We start from the raw sequence: 15,695 nt of genomic DNA on the forward strand, positions 1-15,695 counted from the left end.
TATTTAAAAATATGTCAATATAATTTGCTTAGGCCATAAAGTGTGCCTATGTTTCATAAAAGGAAATACGCAATCGTAAATAGAAATTATAGGTTAAAAATAATGGAGAGGGTGAGCAGAGTGGAGGGGGTTAATTATCAGCAGTATGATGGGCTGGGCCTTGCGGAATTGGTGAAAAGGAAAGAGGTGCATCCCAAAGAGATAGTGGCAGAAGCGATTAGAGTAATTGAAATGCATAATCCAAAATTGAATGCAGTCATAAATAAATTGTATGAAAAAGCTGAAGCAATGGCAGAAGAAATCGATTTAAATGGGAGTTTTGCCGGCGTGCCTATGTTGTTAAAAGACTTAGCACAGGAAATGGAGGGTGAGAAAATTACTTTTGGGTCCAAAGTCTATCAAGACCACTATGCAAAGGTTGATTCTAACTACGTAAAACAGGTTCGAAAAACGGGAGCTGTATTGATAGGACAAACGAACATACCAGAGTTTGGATTAATGGGAATCACAGAACCCGCCATCTATGGACCTGCAAGAAACCCGTGGAATACGGAGCATACTCCAGGCGGATCGAGCGGAGGGTCTGCAGCGGCAGTGGCTAGTGGGATGGTTCCGATTGCGGGAGCAAATGATGGCGGAGGATCTATCAGAATTCCAGCTTCATTTTGTGGACTTTTTGGCTTGAAACCAACAAGAGGAAGAACGCCTGTAGGTCCTTTAGCCGGCAGGAGCTGGCAAGGCGCAGCAGTGGATTTAATCTTATCTAGATCCGTTCGCGACAGTGCAGCAATGCTGGATGCATTAAGTGTGTATGAAAAAGGAGCTGCATTCCACGCCCTCCCATTTGAAGGAAATTACCTTTCACAATTACAAATGAATGTAGATAAAAGGTTAAAGATTGCCTTTACTGTTCAATCACCATTAGGAAATAAGGTAGACCCAGATTGTAAAGGTGCCGTTATGAAAACAGCAAAATTTTTGGAATCACTAGGACATCATGTCGTTGAAAAAGAAGCTCCTGTTGATGGAAGGAAAATAGTTTATAGCTTTTTAACGATGTATTTTGGTGAAGTTGCAGCACACCTAGCTTCCCTTGAGGAAATACTGGGGCGTAAAGTAAAAATGAATGATGTGGAAATGACCACATGGATTGTAGGTTTAATTGGAAAGGCAACGTCTGCGAAGGAGTTTGTATTAAGCCTAAGGGAATGGGATAAAGCGGCACTTGAGATGGAAATTTTTCATGAAACATATGATTTTTATATGACACCAACAACCGCAATGCTCCCAGCAAAAATTGGTGAGCTCGACCCAAGTCCATACGAAAAACTTGCTATGCAGGTTAGCGGAAGCTTGGGATTTGGAGGGATTTTGAAAAAGGCGGGTATTGTTGAACAAGTTGCTGAAAATAATTTAAAAAGAACCCCATTTACACAATTAGCAAATCTTACGGGACAGCCGGCGATGACAGTACCACTCCATCTCACACAAGAGGGACTGCCAGTGGGTGTTCAATTTATGGCTGCTAAAGGAAGGGAAGACCTTTTATATTCTATGGCTGGGATGCTTGAACAATCTGAATTATGGGTGCCAGTGCAGAGTAATCCGTTTTTTAAATTGGTATAAGGAAGGAGTAGGGGGTGTCTTTTATAGGCTGGATGAAGGACAAATCCCAAGGCTCGAATCGAAGATATGTCCTTCATGAGCTGGATGAAGGACAAAACCCAAGGCTTGAATCGAAGATATGTCCTTCATGAGCTGGATGAAGGACAAATCTCAAGGCTCGAATCGAAGATATGTCCTTCATGAGCTGTATGAAGGACAAAACCCAAGGCTCGAATCGAAGATATGTCCTTCATGAGCTGGATGAAGGACAAATCCCAAGGCTCGAATCGAAGATATGTCCTTCATGAGCTGGATGAAGGACAAAAACACAAGAACCGTCCCCAAGATTTGTCCTTAACAAATTAATTAAGAAATGCATTATACCGCTGAGTTCTTTAATACGTCAAACATCCTGCGATCACGATTCCGATGGATACGGAGAGTAAAAGGAGAAAGAGTCCCACAGCTCGGTTATCTTCTTCAATGCTTTGGGTAATGTTAAAACGCGGGGTAAGCCATTCGGCAAGATAGTAGACGATAATTTGTGCCACAATACCAATTGCTCCCCATATCACCATATCCAATAGAGAAATAGAATTAGCAAGAGCAGAGTATAAAACGATGGCAAGACCCAGCAGTCTGCCTCCAAGTACATAACTTGCTGCTTTATTTCCTTTGCCCATTAAAGAAAATTCCTTCACCTTCGTGGTGATTTCCATTAGAAAGAGTCCAACGAATAATAAAGCTAAAGAAACAGCTAAATAAATCAAGAAATTTAACATTTTATAGTCCTCCTTCATTTATTGCCACGGGTAAGAAATAAGACTCATTACCTGTGATTTTTCCACCAGCCCGAACTCCAATACTGCTTGGTTTACCTGCAATGAGGAAAGAACCAAATACATATGAAAGCTCCTCGATACCTTTTTCCGTTTCAAGTGAAATAACGGGAAGCGGTATATATGATTGATAAACGGGCAGCTCTTCCTTATAAGTGTTAAAGGAATTTTGGGCAGCCACATTCGTATGTTTATCCCATATCGTAATGGTATCACCTTCCCTGCCGAAGGATGGTTTTTGAACATAAGCTTCTTTGCCTAAAAATGGGTCACTTTCAAGATAGGTCGGCAGCATATATGTTTTTATCCACACTAGTTCTTCCCTTGTATAAAAACCCTCATTTTCAGCTAAGCCCCATATTAGGCATTGTACCGATTTGGGTTGAAGAAGAAAGGCAGAAACAGGATTTACAATCGTGAGTTTTCCTTCCATTACCAACTGTAATAATTGTATTCCGACACGATCACCTGCATTTGGATCTCTGTCCTCAAGCAAATGTTCAAGCGGGTAGGTCTGGCGGTATAAAACATCAATGGGCACTCCATCCGCATCTAAAAGTGCTTCATCGGTAATTCGAAGCTCCGATATCGGAAGTGTTTGGTTTTTAACCTTACATAATTGACTTAAATAAATGGTTGTATTCCAGTCCTCGCTATGGTCGCTGTGGGCAGTGAACACCACGTTTGGAGATACGAGACCTTTTGTGGATTCTAGGACAGCTTTTGTTACACCAGATGATAAAAGGCGTTCTTGGTTGTCATTTGGATCAAGATAGCCGAATTCAGAACATACTTTACCGTTAATATGGAAGCATTCAACGATAAACGTTGGAGTATCAGCATTAAACTCAAGCATTTTAATCCCGTCTGTGGTCAAGGCAAAATCGAAACGAGAAATGACTGTTTCCGGAAAAAGGTGCTTCATTCGAAGAAATGGCAGGCTTGCTTCAGGGTATCCAAGTTCAAGCAGCTGTTCATCCTGTAGACTTCTCAGGAGCCGGGCGGTTTTAAAGAATACCTTTCCCATTCGTTCCGTCGCTTCTTTTATGAGAGTATGTGTTTGTTCGTTAATGGGTAATACATGATAAAGACTATATTCACTGCCATATAAGTTCGCCCAAAAAGTCGGGAAATTTGAATAAAAACGGTTTCGATTCTTAGTGTATGTGGACATGAACTTAACCTCCAAACCCGCCTTTTGAGCCACTGCCAAATCCACCCTTAAAGTTGGAAGAGGATTTATAAGACTTGTATGCAGATGAATTCCTTAAAGCGGATTTGTTACTAAAAAACATTCCGGCTAAAAAGAAGTGCCCATAATAGCTTGACCGAGTATCATCACATTGCCATACACCATCTTCATCGTCCCATTCCCATTCCCGGCAATTTGAATCGTCTGGTTCAGGAGGTATGTCCTGTGCCTGTGAACATCCGGCTAAAGTGGTTCCGGCCATTAGAGTAGTAAGTACACCAGTAATTAACCATTGGGTTTTCTTCACCTTATCACACTCCTTTTTACATTATAATAACCATTATAAAAGTAAAATTTAGGAAAACAATGATAAAATAAAAGCAAAAAAGAAAGAGGGATGGAAATTGAGGCTGGAATACCGACTTGACGATGAACGTAAAAACTATCCTGCGTTATGGAATTACCAGAATATTACCCCTGTTGAAGCCGTCGCGAGGATGACCTGTGAATATTTTGTAAAAGATGGTGATACCTATGCTGTGACAGCGACAGCGTTGGACCCGGACGGCACATCCGTTTTGTATGTAAAAAAAGAAAGCCATACGAATGATTTGCTAGAAAAAGAATATTCACATATTGGTTTTGAGGTCAGAGAGCTCAAAGGCTCAACCTATACGCTGATAGAAAATAAGGAAGTTTGGAGTCATGAGGAGATCCTGTCAACTCTGCATTCAGATTATATTTACATTCAAAAATCTGGGAAATTTATGGAGTTTGAACTGGATTCAAGGGAAATTGATGAGGACCGTAAATGCTATGTTTATTACGGGAAATTTACGGGTAGAAATCTATAATTTGTTAGTAGGCGAATGTATACGAATTATAATGTAAAAGGACTTCGATTGTATCGAGTCCTTTTACGATTAGTGGAATTATGTCGAATATCATCTGATTTCCAGAAATAACATCAGGATTTTATAAAAAAAAGTGGTAGAATGGTAGGAGATAATTTGAATCATAAATGAAAGATTACCCAAGGGAGTACCAGGTATGAAAGATAGCAGCACCAGACTAAAGTTATTCTATGAAGAAAAAAAGGCAATTCAGTTATTTTTGTGGCTATTTTATATTTTTTTTATCTCATTCGAATTAATTTATTATTATATATACCCTTACTATGGGAATGGTGTCATAACAAGACCCAATCAGGGATTAGGTTTTTGGATTTACATTATCAACTTTGGTTTATTACCTTTAGCCATTTACCTTATAAAAAAAGGGAATCCCTATATTATAAAATATCTATATATTTACAGCTTCCTATTGTGGGATACGATTCATAATTTTTTGCTTTATTATGGCAAAGACGAGTCTTTTGCTGCAGGAGATATTGTGGAAGTTGTATTTATACTCTTTTCGCCAATTTTCGTTAATAAAAAGTATTTTTGGACTGTTTCATTAGGAATGGTACTAAAGTATGTATTTTTTGGAGTCATTTTACTTGATTTAGAGGTTTTGGTTCCCTTGTTCATTTATATCATTCTTTCTGCCATAGCTTTTGTCATATTAAACCGTTTCGAGTCGTACATTGAATCAGTAAATAAAGCACATGAAGAGCTTAGACGAAAAGAAAAACTTGCTGTAATAGGACAAATGGCGGCTGCTATTGGTCATGAAATCCGTAATCCACTTTCATCATTAAAAGGATTTACCCAGCTTCAGCACGAAAATTACCCAAATACGAATGACTTTTATCCAATCATGATTCAAGAAATAGATCGGATTAATTCAATTGTAAATGATTTAATGACACTAGGAAAACCAAAAATAGTCCAATTTTCTAAAGTGGGAATTGAAGAAATTATTGACTACACACTTTCTCTAACAAAACATCTAGCTGAAAGACAAGGAATTACCACTGAAACAATCATGGAAAGACCTTCACCTCCACTAGATTGTGATCCAAAACAGTTAAAGCAATTGTTTATTAATTTAATAAAAAATGCAATTGAATCGATGCCTAATGGCGGGAAAATAACAATCACTGTTAAAGTAGAAGGAAATAAGATGAATATCTCAATCCAGGATGAAGGCGGCGGAATTTCGGATGAAGACTTCCTTAATATTGGAGAGCCTTTCTTTACTACAAAAAAAGAGGGAACGGGTTTAGGTTTAATGGTTTCAAATCAAATTATTAAGGATCATTTTGGGGAATTCTACATTAATGGATTTGAAAAAGGGACATTGGTAAAAGTAATGTTGCCTATCAACCAAAAATAACGTCTTTATTTTGATTTATATTGATTACTGAATATTCTGTATTTTTATGGAGTTGTTCTAGAATTCTACATAAATCATAATTATTTTATGTATTTCTTTTAAAATAATTGATGTATAATAAGGAAAAGTGTCATGAAAGTAAACGTTCATAGTTCAAAAGTATTAAAGAATATAACTCCTTATGCGAGGTTAGCAATGAAGAAGCAGATAATAGATCCTAACTTACAAAATGAAGAAACTCGGACACTTAAATGGTTTTTAGTTTTATTTTATATTGTCGCCATTTCTTTCGAATTAATATTTGAAGTTATTTCAAAGGTTATTCCACAGATAAAAAACGATACTCCAGATAAATTGACTTATCTAGTGTATGTTATTATGTTTCTCCTATTACCAATTGCCTATTATCTTGTCAGAAATCAAAAATCTTACCAGGTAAAGTATATTTATTTTATAAGCTATACCTTATTAACTTTACTAAATGATGTCGTTACATTTATTGATCAACCAGAATTATATAAGGGTGGAAATACGGTTGAAATCTTTTGGCTTTTGCTTGCACCTATTTTTGTTAATAAACCGTTTCTTATAGTGGTAACGATTGGAATAATAGCAAAATATATAATAGTTGGTCTAATAATTAAAACCCCATTGGCATTATTAGGAATCGTATTGGTAGCAATTTTTTCCCTGATTGCGTTCATTATATTAAATCGTTTCCAATCCTATGTAAAAGCTGTAAAAACTTCCTATGATCAGCAGTTGACAGGGATTGTAAAAGGAGTAATAGCCACGCTGGAACTTAAGGATCCTTATACAAGAGGTCATAGTGAACGAGTTGCAAGTTATGCAATGGAATTGGCAAAAGAATCTGGTGGATTTTCGGATGAAGAGTTGAAGGCATTTAATTATACTTGTTTACTCCACGATATTGGAAAGATTCATATACCAGATCAAATATTGATGAAGCCAACCTCACTTACTAAGGAAGAGTACGAAATTATTAAGTCCCATACAGTTGTGGGAGCAGAGGCAGTATCAAAAGTAGTAGGCCTCAGTAATAATATCGATGTTATTCGTTCGCATCATGAACGATGGGATGGACAAGGCTATCCAGATCAGCTAAAAGGTGAAGAAATACCTTATTCTGCTCGAATTGCGGCTGTTGCTGATGCGTTTGATGCCATGACCTCTACAAGGTCCTATCGATCCGCACTGACGGTTGAAGAAGCCTATCAGCGGATAGTAGAGGGAAAAGGTACACAGTTTGATCCTGAATTGGTTAATTTATTTCAAAAGGTGTATCCAAAGTGGAAAAAAATTCACAAAATATCCCAAGAAAATAGAGATGCAGATTTTTATACTAATCAAGCATTTTAATAGTTTGAGGAGGTGAAATCATTGAAAATCCGCAAATTAAAAAAAGTGAAAGTAACTGGTTCATGTTGGATATGTTGGTGGATGTAAAAACGTAGAAGGATGCTAACAGTATACAGCATCCTTCTTTTTTGTGACTCTAAATTAGGAATGATGCTTATAATGGTATTATCAATTAATTCCAGACTAGTGTTGGTGCCAATAGACATTCGTAAGGATCAAAAGCACTTCATCGTTGAAGATCCTGCTTCAGGTGAATTTTATGAAATGCCAGAAATTTGTATTGATACGATTAATCTAATCAACAAGGGTTTATCCTTGGTGGAAATTGAATTATTACTAGTAGAAAAATATCCTAAGGAAGATATTGAACTTATCGATTTTGCCGAACAGCTTTTAGAAATCAATCTAATTGCTGAGATTGATGGCATGCCTGTTGAAATTCAGGAAAAGGAAAGGGATACCTTAGGGTTTATGGGGATATCACCAAAGCTTGGAAAGTTCTTTTTTAATAAGATTGCTTATTTTGTTTATTTGTTTTTCTTCCTGTTTAATTTATCCATGTTCATTGCGAAACCCACTTTAATTCCTCACTATAAGGATTTATTTATATTTGACTTGATGATCCTTAATATTCCGACGTGGATCATATTGACGGTATGTCTAGTGCTTTTTCACGAATTTGGACATATTCTAGCGATAAGGGCTCAAAACCTCCCAACAAAATTAGAGGTTGGCCACCGCCTATTTCTTATTGTACTTGAAACAGATATGTCACTCGCGTGGAAGCTGCCTTCGAAGGCTCGCAATGGTTTGTACTTGTCTGGTCTGTGCTTTGACACCATTATCCTTTCGTTTGCTTTAATTAGTCAAATACTCTTTCCAAATGGTTCTGCAGTTTTCTTGAGTATTCTTAATTTCGTGGTCTTTAATACATTCATTCGAATGGTATACCAATTCTGTATCTATATGAAAACTGACATCTATTATTTTGTAGAAAATGTAACAGGATGTTACAATCTTTTGGAAAATGCACAACAGATGCTGAAAAATAAGCTATTGTTTTTTAAACCATCCAGTATAAATGATGATATATTTTCAAGTGAACGGAAGACTGTTGCTGTATACTCTATTTTTTATTTAGCAGGGGTCGTTTTGACGATTTCCTTGTACTTGATCTTCTATATCCCACAATTATTGTTTGCATGGAATGAAGTTCTCCCAGGATTTAAAGAAAGTCCCGCGTCGCTTCCATTTTGGGATGCTGCGATTTTCTCATTGCTCGTAATAACAGGAATAATGATTCTCTTCTATTCGTGGAACAAAAAGTATCTCAGGAACTAATATGTGACAAAGATTTGTCTAAAACAAAAAATCTAAGGGTTTTTTCCTCTGTTGATGGGGGAGTTCCCCTATATGGATAACACTAATGAATTTCTTACAATTAGAGTAAGAAAAATCGTTAGTGTTATTTTTTTTAGGAGGAGCTAAAATGCAGACAAATACGCCATTAAATAAAAAAACGGAACACTCCATTAATAATGCATTTGCATCTAAGTTTGCTAAATCTATGTTTTTAACTGTTTCCGCAATTGTTATTCTTTCCTTTATTGCGACGAGAATGTTCACCCATGTTGATTTAAATCTCTATGGATATATGGTCGGAACGATTGTTTTTATCGGAGGTTTTTTCTACCGCTTTATCGCATGGGGCGAAAGACCGCCAACTAAAATTTTTATCAAAAAAGGCTTAAGACTTTTAAAAAGAAAAAGCACACCCAAAACAGCAGTTAATCATTTAGCCATTTATGATTTCATAAAAAACCGTGGTTTGTACCGCTGGGTGCAGCATATATTAATCGGTTGGGGATGTGTCCTTGCTTGTTTAGTAACATTTCCACTCGTGTTTGGCTGGATGTACTTTACGATGGATGAGATGGGTCAATACACAATCGTGCTCATGGGTCTAGATTTAATGACGGTAAAGGCTGATGGAATCATTGCCTGGTTCTCCTATAATGCCTTAAATATTTCAGCAGTTATGGTGATTTCAGGTGTCTGTATGGCCTTATATCGCCGCTTGAAAAACATGCAGGCAAGAGCGGAACAAAAATTTATCTATGATTTCCTTCCACTCTACTTATTAATCTTTATTTCGGTTACAGGACTTTTATTAACAGTCCAAAACGTATGGCTTGGTGGCTGGATGCAGCCGCAAATGTCATTAATACATCAATTTTCTGTTATTGTAACATTAATTTATTTGCCATTCGGTAAACTTGCTCATATTCCTTTCCGTCCGGTAAGTGTTTTTGCAAGGAACTATCGTGAGCACTACGCGGAACAGGAAGAGAAAAAGTGTAAAGTATGCGGTGATCATTTCGTTTCGGTTGAACAGTCAAATGATGTCATTCAAGTATTGGGAGTAAATGCGATCGAATTCAATATGGAAGATGGCTTTAATCTTGCTGAGCTATGCCTCCCTTGCCGCAGAAAATATCGTATTTCAAGATTCTCTGGATTCGCAACACATCAAGTAAAGGTCAAGGAGGCAAACCAGAATGCAAAGGGATAAGTTTTTTAAAGAAATAGAAAATGTTCGTCATCCAAATGAAACTCTCGTAAAAACACACTGCAGCTATTGCGGAATGCAATGCGGGATGAACTTACGTGTAAATACAAAAACGAATAAAATTATTGGCGTTGAGCCGCGTTATGATTGGCCAGTTACAGTAGGGAAAATGTGTCCAAAAGGCGTTACTGCTTACCAGCAAACAAACCATGATGATCGTATATTAAAACCTTTAATCCGTGATGACGCTTCATTAAAAGGAACGAAAGAAGGTTTCCGTGAAGCTACATGGGATGAAGCCTATGATTTAATCGTGAAAAATTTTAAACAGCTTCAACGTGATTATGGTAAAGATTCACTGAGTGTTTACAGCGGTGTTTCTATGACCAATGAAAAATGTTATTTAACTGGAAAGTTTGCACGTGTTGGTTTACAAACACGTTACATTGATTACAATGGTCGTTTTTGTATGGCGAGTGCTGCCGGTGGATTTATGAGATCTTTCGGAGTTGACCGTGGATCAACGCTTCCATGGACAGACCTACATGAAACAGATTGTTTGTTCATCGCGGGAAGCAATACAGCAGAGTGTCACCCTACATCCATGTTCCGTGTATGGGCGGTTCAAGAACGCGGCGGTTATTTAATTGTTGCAGATCCTCGAGAAACGCCAATTGCAAGAAGAGCGGATGTCCACCTAGACTTAAGACCAGGAACAGACCTTGCGCTAGCTAACGGAATCCTAAATCTATTAATTCAAAATGGTCATGTGGATGAGGAGTTTGTTAACAACCATACAAACGGTTTTGAAGAGACAAAGGAACTAGTGAAGGAATTTACACCAGAATATACGAGTGAACTTACAGGAGTTGCTCCAGAGAAGATTATCCGTGCAGCAGAAATATACGGAAAAGCACCAAATGCAATCGTCATGTTTGCCCGCGGAATTGAGCAGCAGGTAAAAGGCGTAGATAATGTTTCAGGCTATACAAACATGGCATTAGTAACAGGTAAAATTGGCCGTCCTAAAGCCGGTGTTGCTACATTTACTGGACAGGGCAATGGTCAAGGCGGCCGTGAGCACGGTCAAAAAGCCGATGCACTTCCAGGATACCGTAAAATTGCTAATCCTGAACACGTGAAGGCTGTAGCGAAGGTGTGGGGCATTGAACCGGAAGAAATGCCAAAAGAGGGCGTTTCCGCTTATGAAATGTTTGGATTAATGGAACAAAAAGTTATTCGTGGATTATACTTATTGTGCTCAAATCCAGCTGTTTCCGCGCCAAACTTAAATTATGTACGTAAACAGCTAAAAAATCTTGATTTCATGGTTTGTTCTGATTTCTATCTATCAGAATCAGCAGAATTTGCAGATGTAATCCTTCCTACTACAACTTGGTCTGAAGATGAAGGGACCGTTACAAATCTTGAAGGACGTTGTATAAAAATTAACAAGGCACAAGAGCCGCTTGGAGAATCGAAACCAGATTGGCAAATACATGTTGAATTATGTGAACGTCTTGGCAGAGGTAAATACTTCTCCCATTTAAAAACAGCTAAAGATGTTGCTGATGAATTCCGTTTAGCTTCAAAAGGCGGATATGCAGATTATTACGGGATTACTTGGGATAAAATCGAAAAACAAGACGGTGTATTCTGGCCATGTAAAGATGAGAACGACCCCGGAACACCTCATATGTTTTTAGATAAAAAATTCTATCATCCAGATGGAAAGGCTAAAATTTGTGCTCTTCCTTATCGTCCGCCAGCTGAAGAGCCTGATGAAGAATATCCATTACGTTTAACAACAGGACGTGTCGTTTATCACTATTTATCTGGGAACCAAACGAGAAGAATCAATTTCTTACGCGATATGAGTCCGGAACCATTTGTAGAAGTTCACCCAGAAACAGCAGAAAAGTATGGAATTAACCACGAAGAAAAAGTCCGTCTATTCACCAGAAGGGGAGAGGCTTATTATCAAGTGAAAATCACGGAGGCCATTCGAAAGGATACCGTGTTTGTTCCTTACCACTGGGGTCACGATAAATCTATTAATCTCTTAACTATTGGTGCCTTAGACCCAATGTCACGGATGCCGGAGTTTAAAGCTTGTGCAGCACAGATAGAAAAACTAGAACTAAAGAAGGTGCAATAAATGAAAAAGAGGCTATATTTAGAACTTGAAAACTGTATCGGATGCCGCTCTTGTTTAGCGGCATGTACGCAGTGCGGAGGACATGAGGAGCGTAACCGAAACTATGTGTACGATGTGAACCCGCTTGTTAATCGTCAAACGATGCCTCTCATGTGCCTGCACTGTGTGAATCCAGCCTGTGCAAGAAGCTGTCCGGCGCAAGCGATCCAAATTCATGAAACAGGGGCCGTACTTTCGGCTCTTGTTGAGAAGTGCATTGGCTGTCAAAACTGTACGATTGCCTGCCCATACGGAATACCTAAGTTTGATACAGAGCAAAACTTAATGTATAAGTGTGACTTATGTATAGATCGGACAAAGGACGGAATTCCACCGATGTGTGCAAGCGTATGTCCGTCAAATACCCTGCAATGGTTAACGGATGAAGAAATTGAAGCAAAGCAAAAGCATTTTAATTTAGATAATGGTAAATGGGTTACAAGTATGCCTTACTTAGAAGGCGAAACCAATGTAAGAGTGAACCTCCCTGGAATTCTTCAGGGTGTCACGAAATTGTTTTAGGAGGGATTAACATGACAGATAAAAATAATAAAATCCCATTTAATGAAGATAACTATACTCATAATATAAATCGTAATAATGAAAGAAAATTAGACCGCCGCGGTTTTATGAAAACATTAGTCGGGGCTGCAGGAGTATTTGCGGTATCCTCGCTTCCATGGGGTGTACTCGCTGCGAATGAGCTCAACGGGCTGGGAGATAAAAAATATCCAAAACAGAAAATTACCGATGTTAAGGCGCTGCCTATTGGCGATGCAGTCGATTTTCACTTTCCAGGAGAGCATGACAGTGCGATTTTAATCAGGTTATCCGAGGAGAAATATGTAGCCTATCAAAATGCCTGCACCCATCTTCGCTGCCCGGTATTTTGGAAGAAGGATGAAGGGGAAATGCTCTGCCCTTGTCATCATGGAAAATTTGATGTTGAAACCGGTGCGCCTACAGCAGGTCCACCTAGACGCCCTTTACCTGAAATCCATGTGAAAGTAGAAAATGGATCGATTTATGCTGTAGGAGTGAAACGTTATGAAGCGTAGTTACCTGCCAGTTGCACTCCTTTTAGCTGTATTAATGTTGAATATTATCGCTACTCAATATATGGTTCATCAATACTTTTATGAAAACTATACAAACAGTATTATCGCTGCAAGCCTAAATGTCATCTTATTCCCAGTTGCATTCCTGATTTATAAAAAAGGTGTGAACGTTAATGACTAGTGAAACATATCTTGATTTTTGTTTTATGCGAGGACAATCAGGCGGATTTTCAAATGAAATTAATGAAATATTAAAAGAGACATTTGGAAAGAAACGTTTGAATTGGTTTCTAGAAGAAAAGACCATTGAAGGTGCTGAAATGGTGATTGCGGAAGTAAAAGGGATGAGCGATTGGAATTCTGAGGAAGAAACCGTCCTTTTCCTTGAAGAAAATGCCGGTGAAAAGTTTTGGGAGTATCTTCAAGGCTATAAAATGTTCATCTACCCTGTAAAGAGAGGGTGTAATAGCTGTGGAGCCCATTAGTTTAGAGGAATTGCGAGGATTTGTTGGAGCGACTGTTGAAATCACGGTACACGACCAACAGGGTGGAGACCAACCGCCTGCTATAAATAAAAAAGTAGAAAAAGTTGAGTACTGCCCTGACCACACACATATTCGGTTCTATTTTGATCATGTGAATTTTTTAGCTGTTCCGCTAGCCTGCGATATTGCTCAATCAGAAACGTTGTTTTCTGCATCAGACACTAGGAGCGGGCTAACGTATACATTTAAAATCCAATAAAAATCTAAGGGAGGAGGGCGAGAGTAATAGAAAACGCTGCATCAAAAAATCAAATTAGTTCCTATATCATTCAGGCACAAGAAGAGGAAATTAAACGAATTTCCTTAGAACTTCATGAAGGAGTAGGACAAAATCTATTTAGTATACTAACAGGATTACAAATAGTTGAAGCAGGAATTGGTCAGGACCATTTGAAAAATTATCTTCATGAAATGACTCAGTTAATTGAAAAGACGATGCAGGAGATCAGATTACTTTCCGTTGAACTTTATCCGCCTGCCCTTACTTCTCTTGGATTACTGCCAGCAATAAAAAGTTATCTTAGGGTGTATACTTCAACATTTGGGATCCTTGTAGAAATAAAATCCGCAGGTATTGAAAAAAGCATTCCTGAAGCTGGCAGTATTGCTGTTTTTCGGGTATGCCAAGAAGCACTGGCAAACATTGCAAAATATGCAGATACGTCTCATGTGAAAATGGAAATGATCTGGAGAGAAAATGAATTAAAAATTTCAATTTTTGATTTCGGAATAGGATTTCAAGAAGAAGATCTTGAAAAGAAACCATATTCACTTGGGATTGTTTTGATGAAAGAGAGAATGCTTCTAGCTGGCGGACAATGTAGGGTTTACTCTAAAATAGGTGAAGGGACGTCTATAGAAATATCTCTTCCCATCTAGGGAGCGAAGGAGAGTTAGAATTGATCAAAATCCTATTAGTTGATGACCATGCTGTTGTAAGAAGCGGCTTGAAAATGCTTTTACATACAAATCCTGAAATGGAAGTGATTGGTGAAGCTTCTGAAGGAAATGAAGGCATTAAAAAAGCCTTGAAGCTAAAACCCAATGTAGTAGTAATGGATTTAAGTATGCCGCATGGAAAAGATGGATTATCAGCGACTGCGGAATTAAAAAAACAAATGCCAGAAATAAATATCCTGATTTTAACCATGCATGATGATGAGGAATACCTATTTAGAGCAGTCCAGGCTGGGGCCGCAGGCTGTATTTTAAAAAGTGCTCCACATGATGAGTTAATGTCTGCAATCGAATCCGTTGCAGCTGGGGATGCCTATCTTCATCCAGCGGCAACCAAGCGATTAATGGAAGAATATTTAGGCAGTATTAAGCAAGGCAGCAATGATACGTATAGTCTTTTATCCGATCGTGAAAAAGAGGTCCTTACCCTTATTGCGAAAGGATATTCAAATAAAGAAATTGCTGAACAGTTAGTGATCAGTGTAAAAACGGTTGAAACTCATAAAGGAAACCTAATGGAGAAGCTGAAAATGAAGACGAGGCCGGAATTGGTTGAGTATGCTGTCAAGAAGGGGCTGCTGGGTTATGGGATATAAGGAGAATACCGGCATATGACAGAAATAAGAGAAATACCAGCGGTTATCGAGGTTTGTGACGGCTTACTGAAGGAGGTAAGCTGCGAATTTGTGGCTCTAGCTTTTCAGAATGAAGTTGGGCCGGATGTTCGATGGCATTATGCTGCGGGAAACTTAAATGATAAATATCAAAGAATAACCGTCCGTTTTGGAAAAGGAATCGCTGGAAAAATTATATCAAGCGGCAGTCCCATGATGTTGAGTGACTTTCCCAATGATATCTATGGAAAAGTAACTGACCATCCCATTATGCTTGCTGAAAAACTTATTTCCTGTTATGCGGTCCCTTTATTTTTTAATAGCTCCCCAAAAGGTGTTTTACTCGTTGGAAAAAGAAGTGCATACACGTTTACCGAAGAAGAACAGCAAATGGTGAAGGATTCTGCCGAGAGACTAGAGCAGCTAATTAGAAATCATATCTCAGGTGAAGGAGTTTAG

General features: G+C 38.2%; 18 protein-coding genes. 15 read left to right on the top strand and 3 right to left on the bottom strand.

Annotation, left to right across the window (positions count from 1 at the left end):
* Window positions 1–102: 102 nt before the first annotated feature.
* Window positions 103–1,626, top strand: a complete 1,524-nt coding sequence (locus V7108_RS19030; RefSeq protein ID WP_335569111.1) for an amidase family protein — start codon at window positions 103–105, stop codon at window positions 1,624–1,626.
* A gap of 374 nt (window positions 1,627–2,000) precedes the next feature.
* On the opposite strand, the gene V7108_RS19035 is transcribed toward V7108_RS19030, so the two are convergent.
* Genes V7108_RS19035 through V7108_RS19045 form a run of 3 tightly spaced genes read right to left on the bottom strand, consistent with a single transcriptional unit; the run spans window position 2,001 to window position 3,898 of the window.
* Window positions 2,001–2,387, bottom strand: a complete 387-nt coding sequence (locus V7108_RS19035; protein ID WP_335569112.1) for a DUF350 domain-containing protein — start codon at window positions 2,385–2,387, stop codon at window positions 2,001–2,003.
* A gap of 1 nt (window position 2,388) precedes the next feature.
* Window positions 2,389–3,618, bottom strand: a complete 1,230-nt coding sequence (locus V7108_RS19040) for a glutathionylspermidine synthase family protein (protein WP_335513171.1) — start codon at window positions 3,616–3,618, stop codon at window positions 2,389–2,391.
* A gap of 4 nt (window positions 3,619–3,622) precedes the next feature.
* Window positions 3,623–3,898 (bottom strand): hypothetical protein, encoded by a 276-nt coding sequence (locus tag V7108_RS19045; RefSeq protein WP_420489060.1) that lies wholly within the window; start codon window positions 3,896–3,898, stop codon window positions 3,623–3,625.
* A 142-nt stretch (window positions 3,899–4,040) separates the two neighbouring features.
* Between V7108_RS19045 and V7108_RS19050 the strand changes: the two genes are divergently transcribed.
* The 14 genes from V7108_RS19050 to V7108_RS19115 all read left to right on the top strand — a co-directional run bounded on the left by V7108_RS19050 (window position 4,041) and on the right by V7108_RS19115 (window position 15,695).
* On the top strand, window positions 4,041–4,490 hold the full coding sequence (locus V7108_RS19050) for a hypothetical protein (RefSeq protein ID WP_335513168.1): 450 nt from the start codon (window positions 4,041–4,043) through the stop codon (window positions 4,488–4,490).
* A 196-nt stretch (window positions 4,491–4,686) separates the two neighbouring features.
* Window positions 4,687–5,916 carry an ATP-binding protein gene (locus tag V7108_RS19055; RefSeq protein WP_335569113.1) on the top strand — a complete coding sequence of 410 codons (1,230 nt, stop codon included), beginning with the start codon at window positions 4,687–4,689 and terminating at the stop codon, window positions 5,914–5,916.
* A 132-nt stretch (window positions 5,917–6,048) separates the two neighbouring features.
* Window positions 6,049–7,296 carry an HD-GYP domain-containing protein gene (locus V7108_RS19060; RefSeq protein ID WP_335569114.1) on the top strand — a complete coding sequence of 416 codons (1,248 nt, stop codon included), beginning with the start codon at window positions 6,049–6,051 and terminating at the stop codon, window positions 7,294–7,296.
* 159 nt (window positions 7,297–7,455) lie between these two features.
* The gene (locus V7108_RS19065) at window positions 7,456–8,637 is read left to right on the top strand and encodes a hypothetical protein (protein WP_335511493.1); all 1,182 of its coding nucleotides are present in this window, start codon (window positions 7,456–7,458) and stop codon (window positions 8,635–8,637) included.
* A gap of 148 nt (window positions 8,638–8,785) precedes the next feature.
* Entirely contained in the window at window positions 8,786–9,868 is a 1,083-nt protein-coding gene (locus tag V7108_RS19070; RefSeq protein ID WP_335511491.1) for a hypothetical protein, read from the top strand.
* Entirely contained in the window at window positions 9,855–12,023 is a 2,169-nt protein-coding gene (locus V7108_RS19075; RefSeq protein ID WP_335511489.1) for a molybdopterin oxidoreductase family protein, read from the top strand. Before V7108_RS19070 ends, V7108_RS19075 begins: the two co-directional genes overlap by 14 nt.
* A complete protein-coding gene (locus V7108_RS19080; protein WP_289341123.1) occupies window positions 12,024–12,584 on the top strand; it encodes a 4Fe-4S dicluster domain-containing protein in 561 nt (186 codons plus the stop codon).
* Between the two features lie 11 nt (window positions 12,585–12,595).
* Window positions 12,596–13,120 carry a ubiquinol-cytochrome c reductase iron-sulfur subunit gene (locus V7108_RS19085; RefSeq protein ID WP_335511486.1) on the top strand — a complete coding sequence of 175 codons (525 nt, stop codon included), beginning with the start codon at window positions 12,596–12,598 and terminating at the stop codon, window positions 13,118–13,120.
* Window positions 13,110–13,301, top strand: a complete 192-nt coding sequence (locus V7108_RS19090; RefSeq protein ID WP_335511484.1) for a hypothetical protein — start codon at window positions 13,110–13,112, stop codon at window positions 13,299–13,301. The genes V7108_RS19085 and V7108_RS19090 overlap by 11 nt, the downstream gene beginning before the upstream one ends.
* Window positions 13,294–13,605: a hypothetical protein gene (locus V7108_RS19095; RefSeq protein WP_335511482.1), complete on the top strand. Its 312-nt coding sequence runs from the start codon at window positions 13,294–13,296 to the stop codon at window positions 13,603–13,605. The genes V7108_RS19090 and V7108_RS19095 overlap by 8 nt, the downstream gene beginning before the upstream one ends.
* The gene (locus tag V7108_RS19100; RefSeq protein ID WP_335511480.1) at window positions 13,592–13,864 is read left to right on the top strand and encodes a hypothetical protein; all 273 of its coding nucleotides are present in this window, start codon (window positions 13,592–13,594) and stop codon (window positions 13,862–13,864) included. Before V7108_RS19095 ends, V7108_RS19100 begins: the two co-directional genes overlap by 14 nt.
* A 98-nt stretch (window positions 13,865–13,962) precedes the next feature.
* A complete protein-coding gene (locus tag V7108_RS19105) occupies window positions 13,963–14,544 on the top strand; it encodes a sensor histidine kinase (RefSeq protein WP_335569128.1) in 582 nt (193 codons plus the stop codon).
* Window positions 14,545–14,564: 20 nt separating this feature from the next.
* A complete protein-coding gene (locus tag V7108_RS19110; protein ID WP_335511478.1) occupies window positions 14,565–15,218 on the top strand; it encodes a response regulator transcription factor in 654 nt (217 codons plus the stop codon).
* A gap of 15 nt (window positions 15,219–15,233) precedes the next feature.
* On the top strand, window positions 15,234–15,695 hold the full coding sequence (locus V7108_RS19115; RefSeq protein ID WP_335511476.1) for a GAF domain-containing protein: 462 nt from the start codon (window positions 15,234–15,236) through the stop codon (window positions 15,693–15,695).

Source organism: Neobacillus vireti, from assembly GCF_036962345.1.
Classification (GTDB): Bacteria; Bacillota; Bacilli; order Bacillales; family Cytobacillaceae; genus Neobacillus; species Neobacillus vireti_A.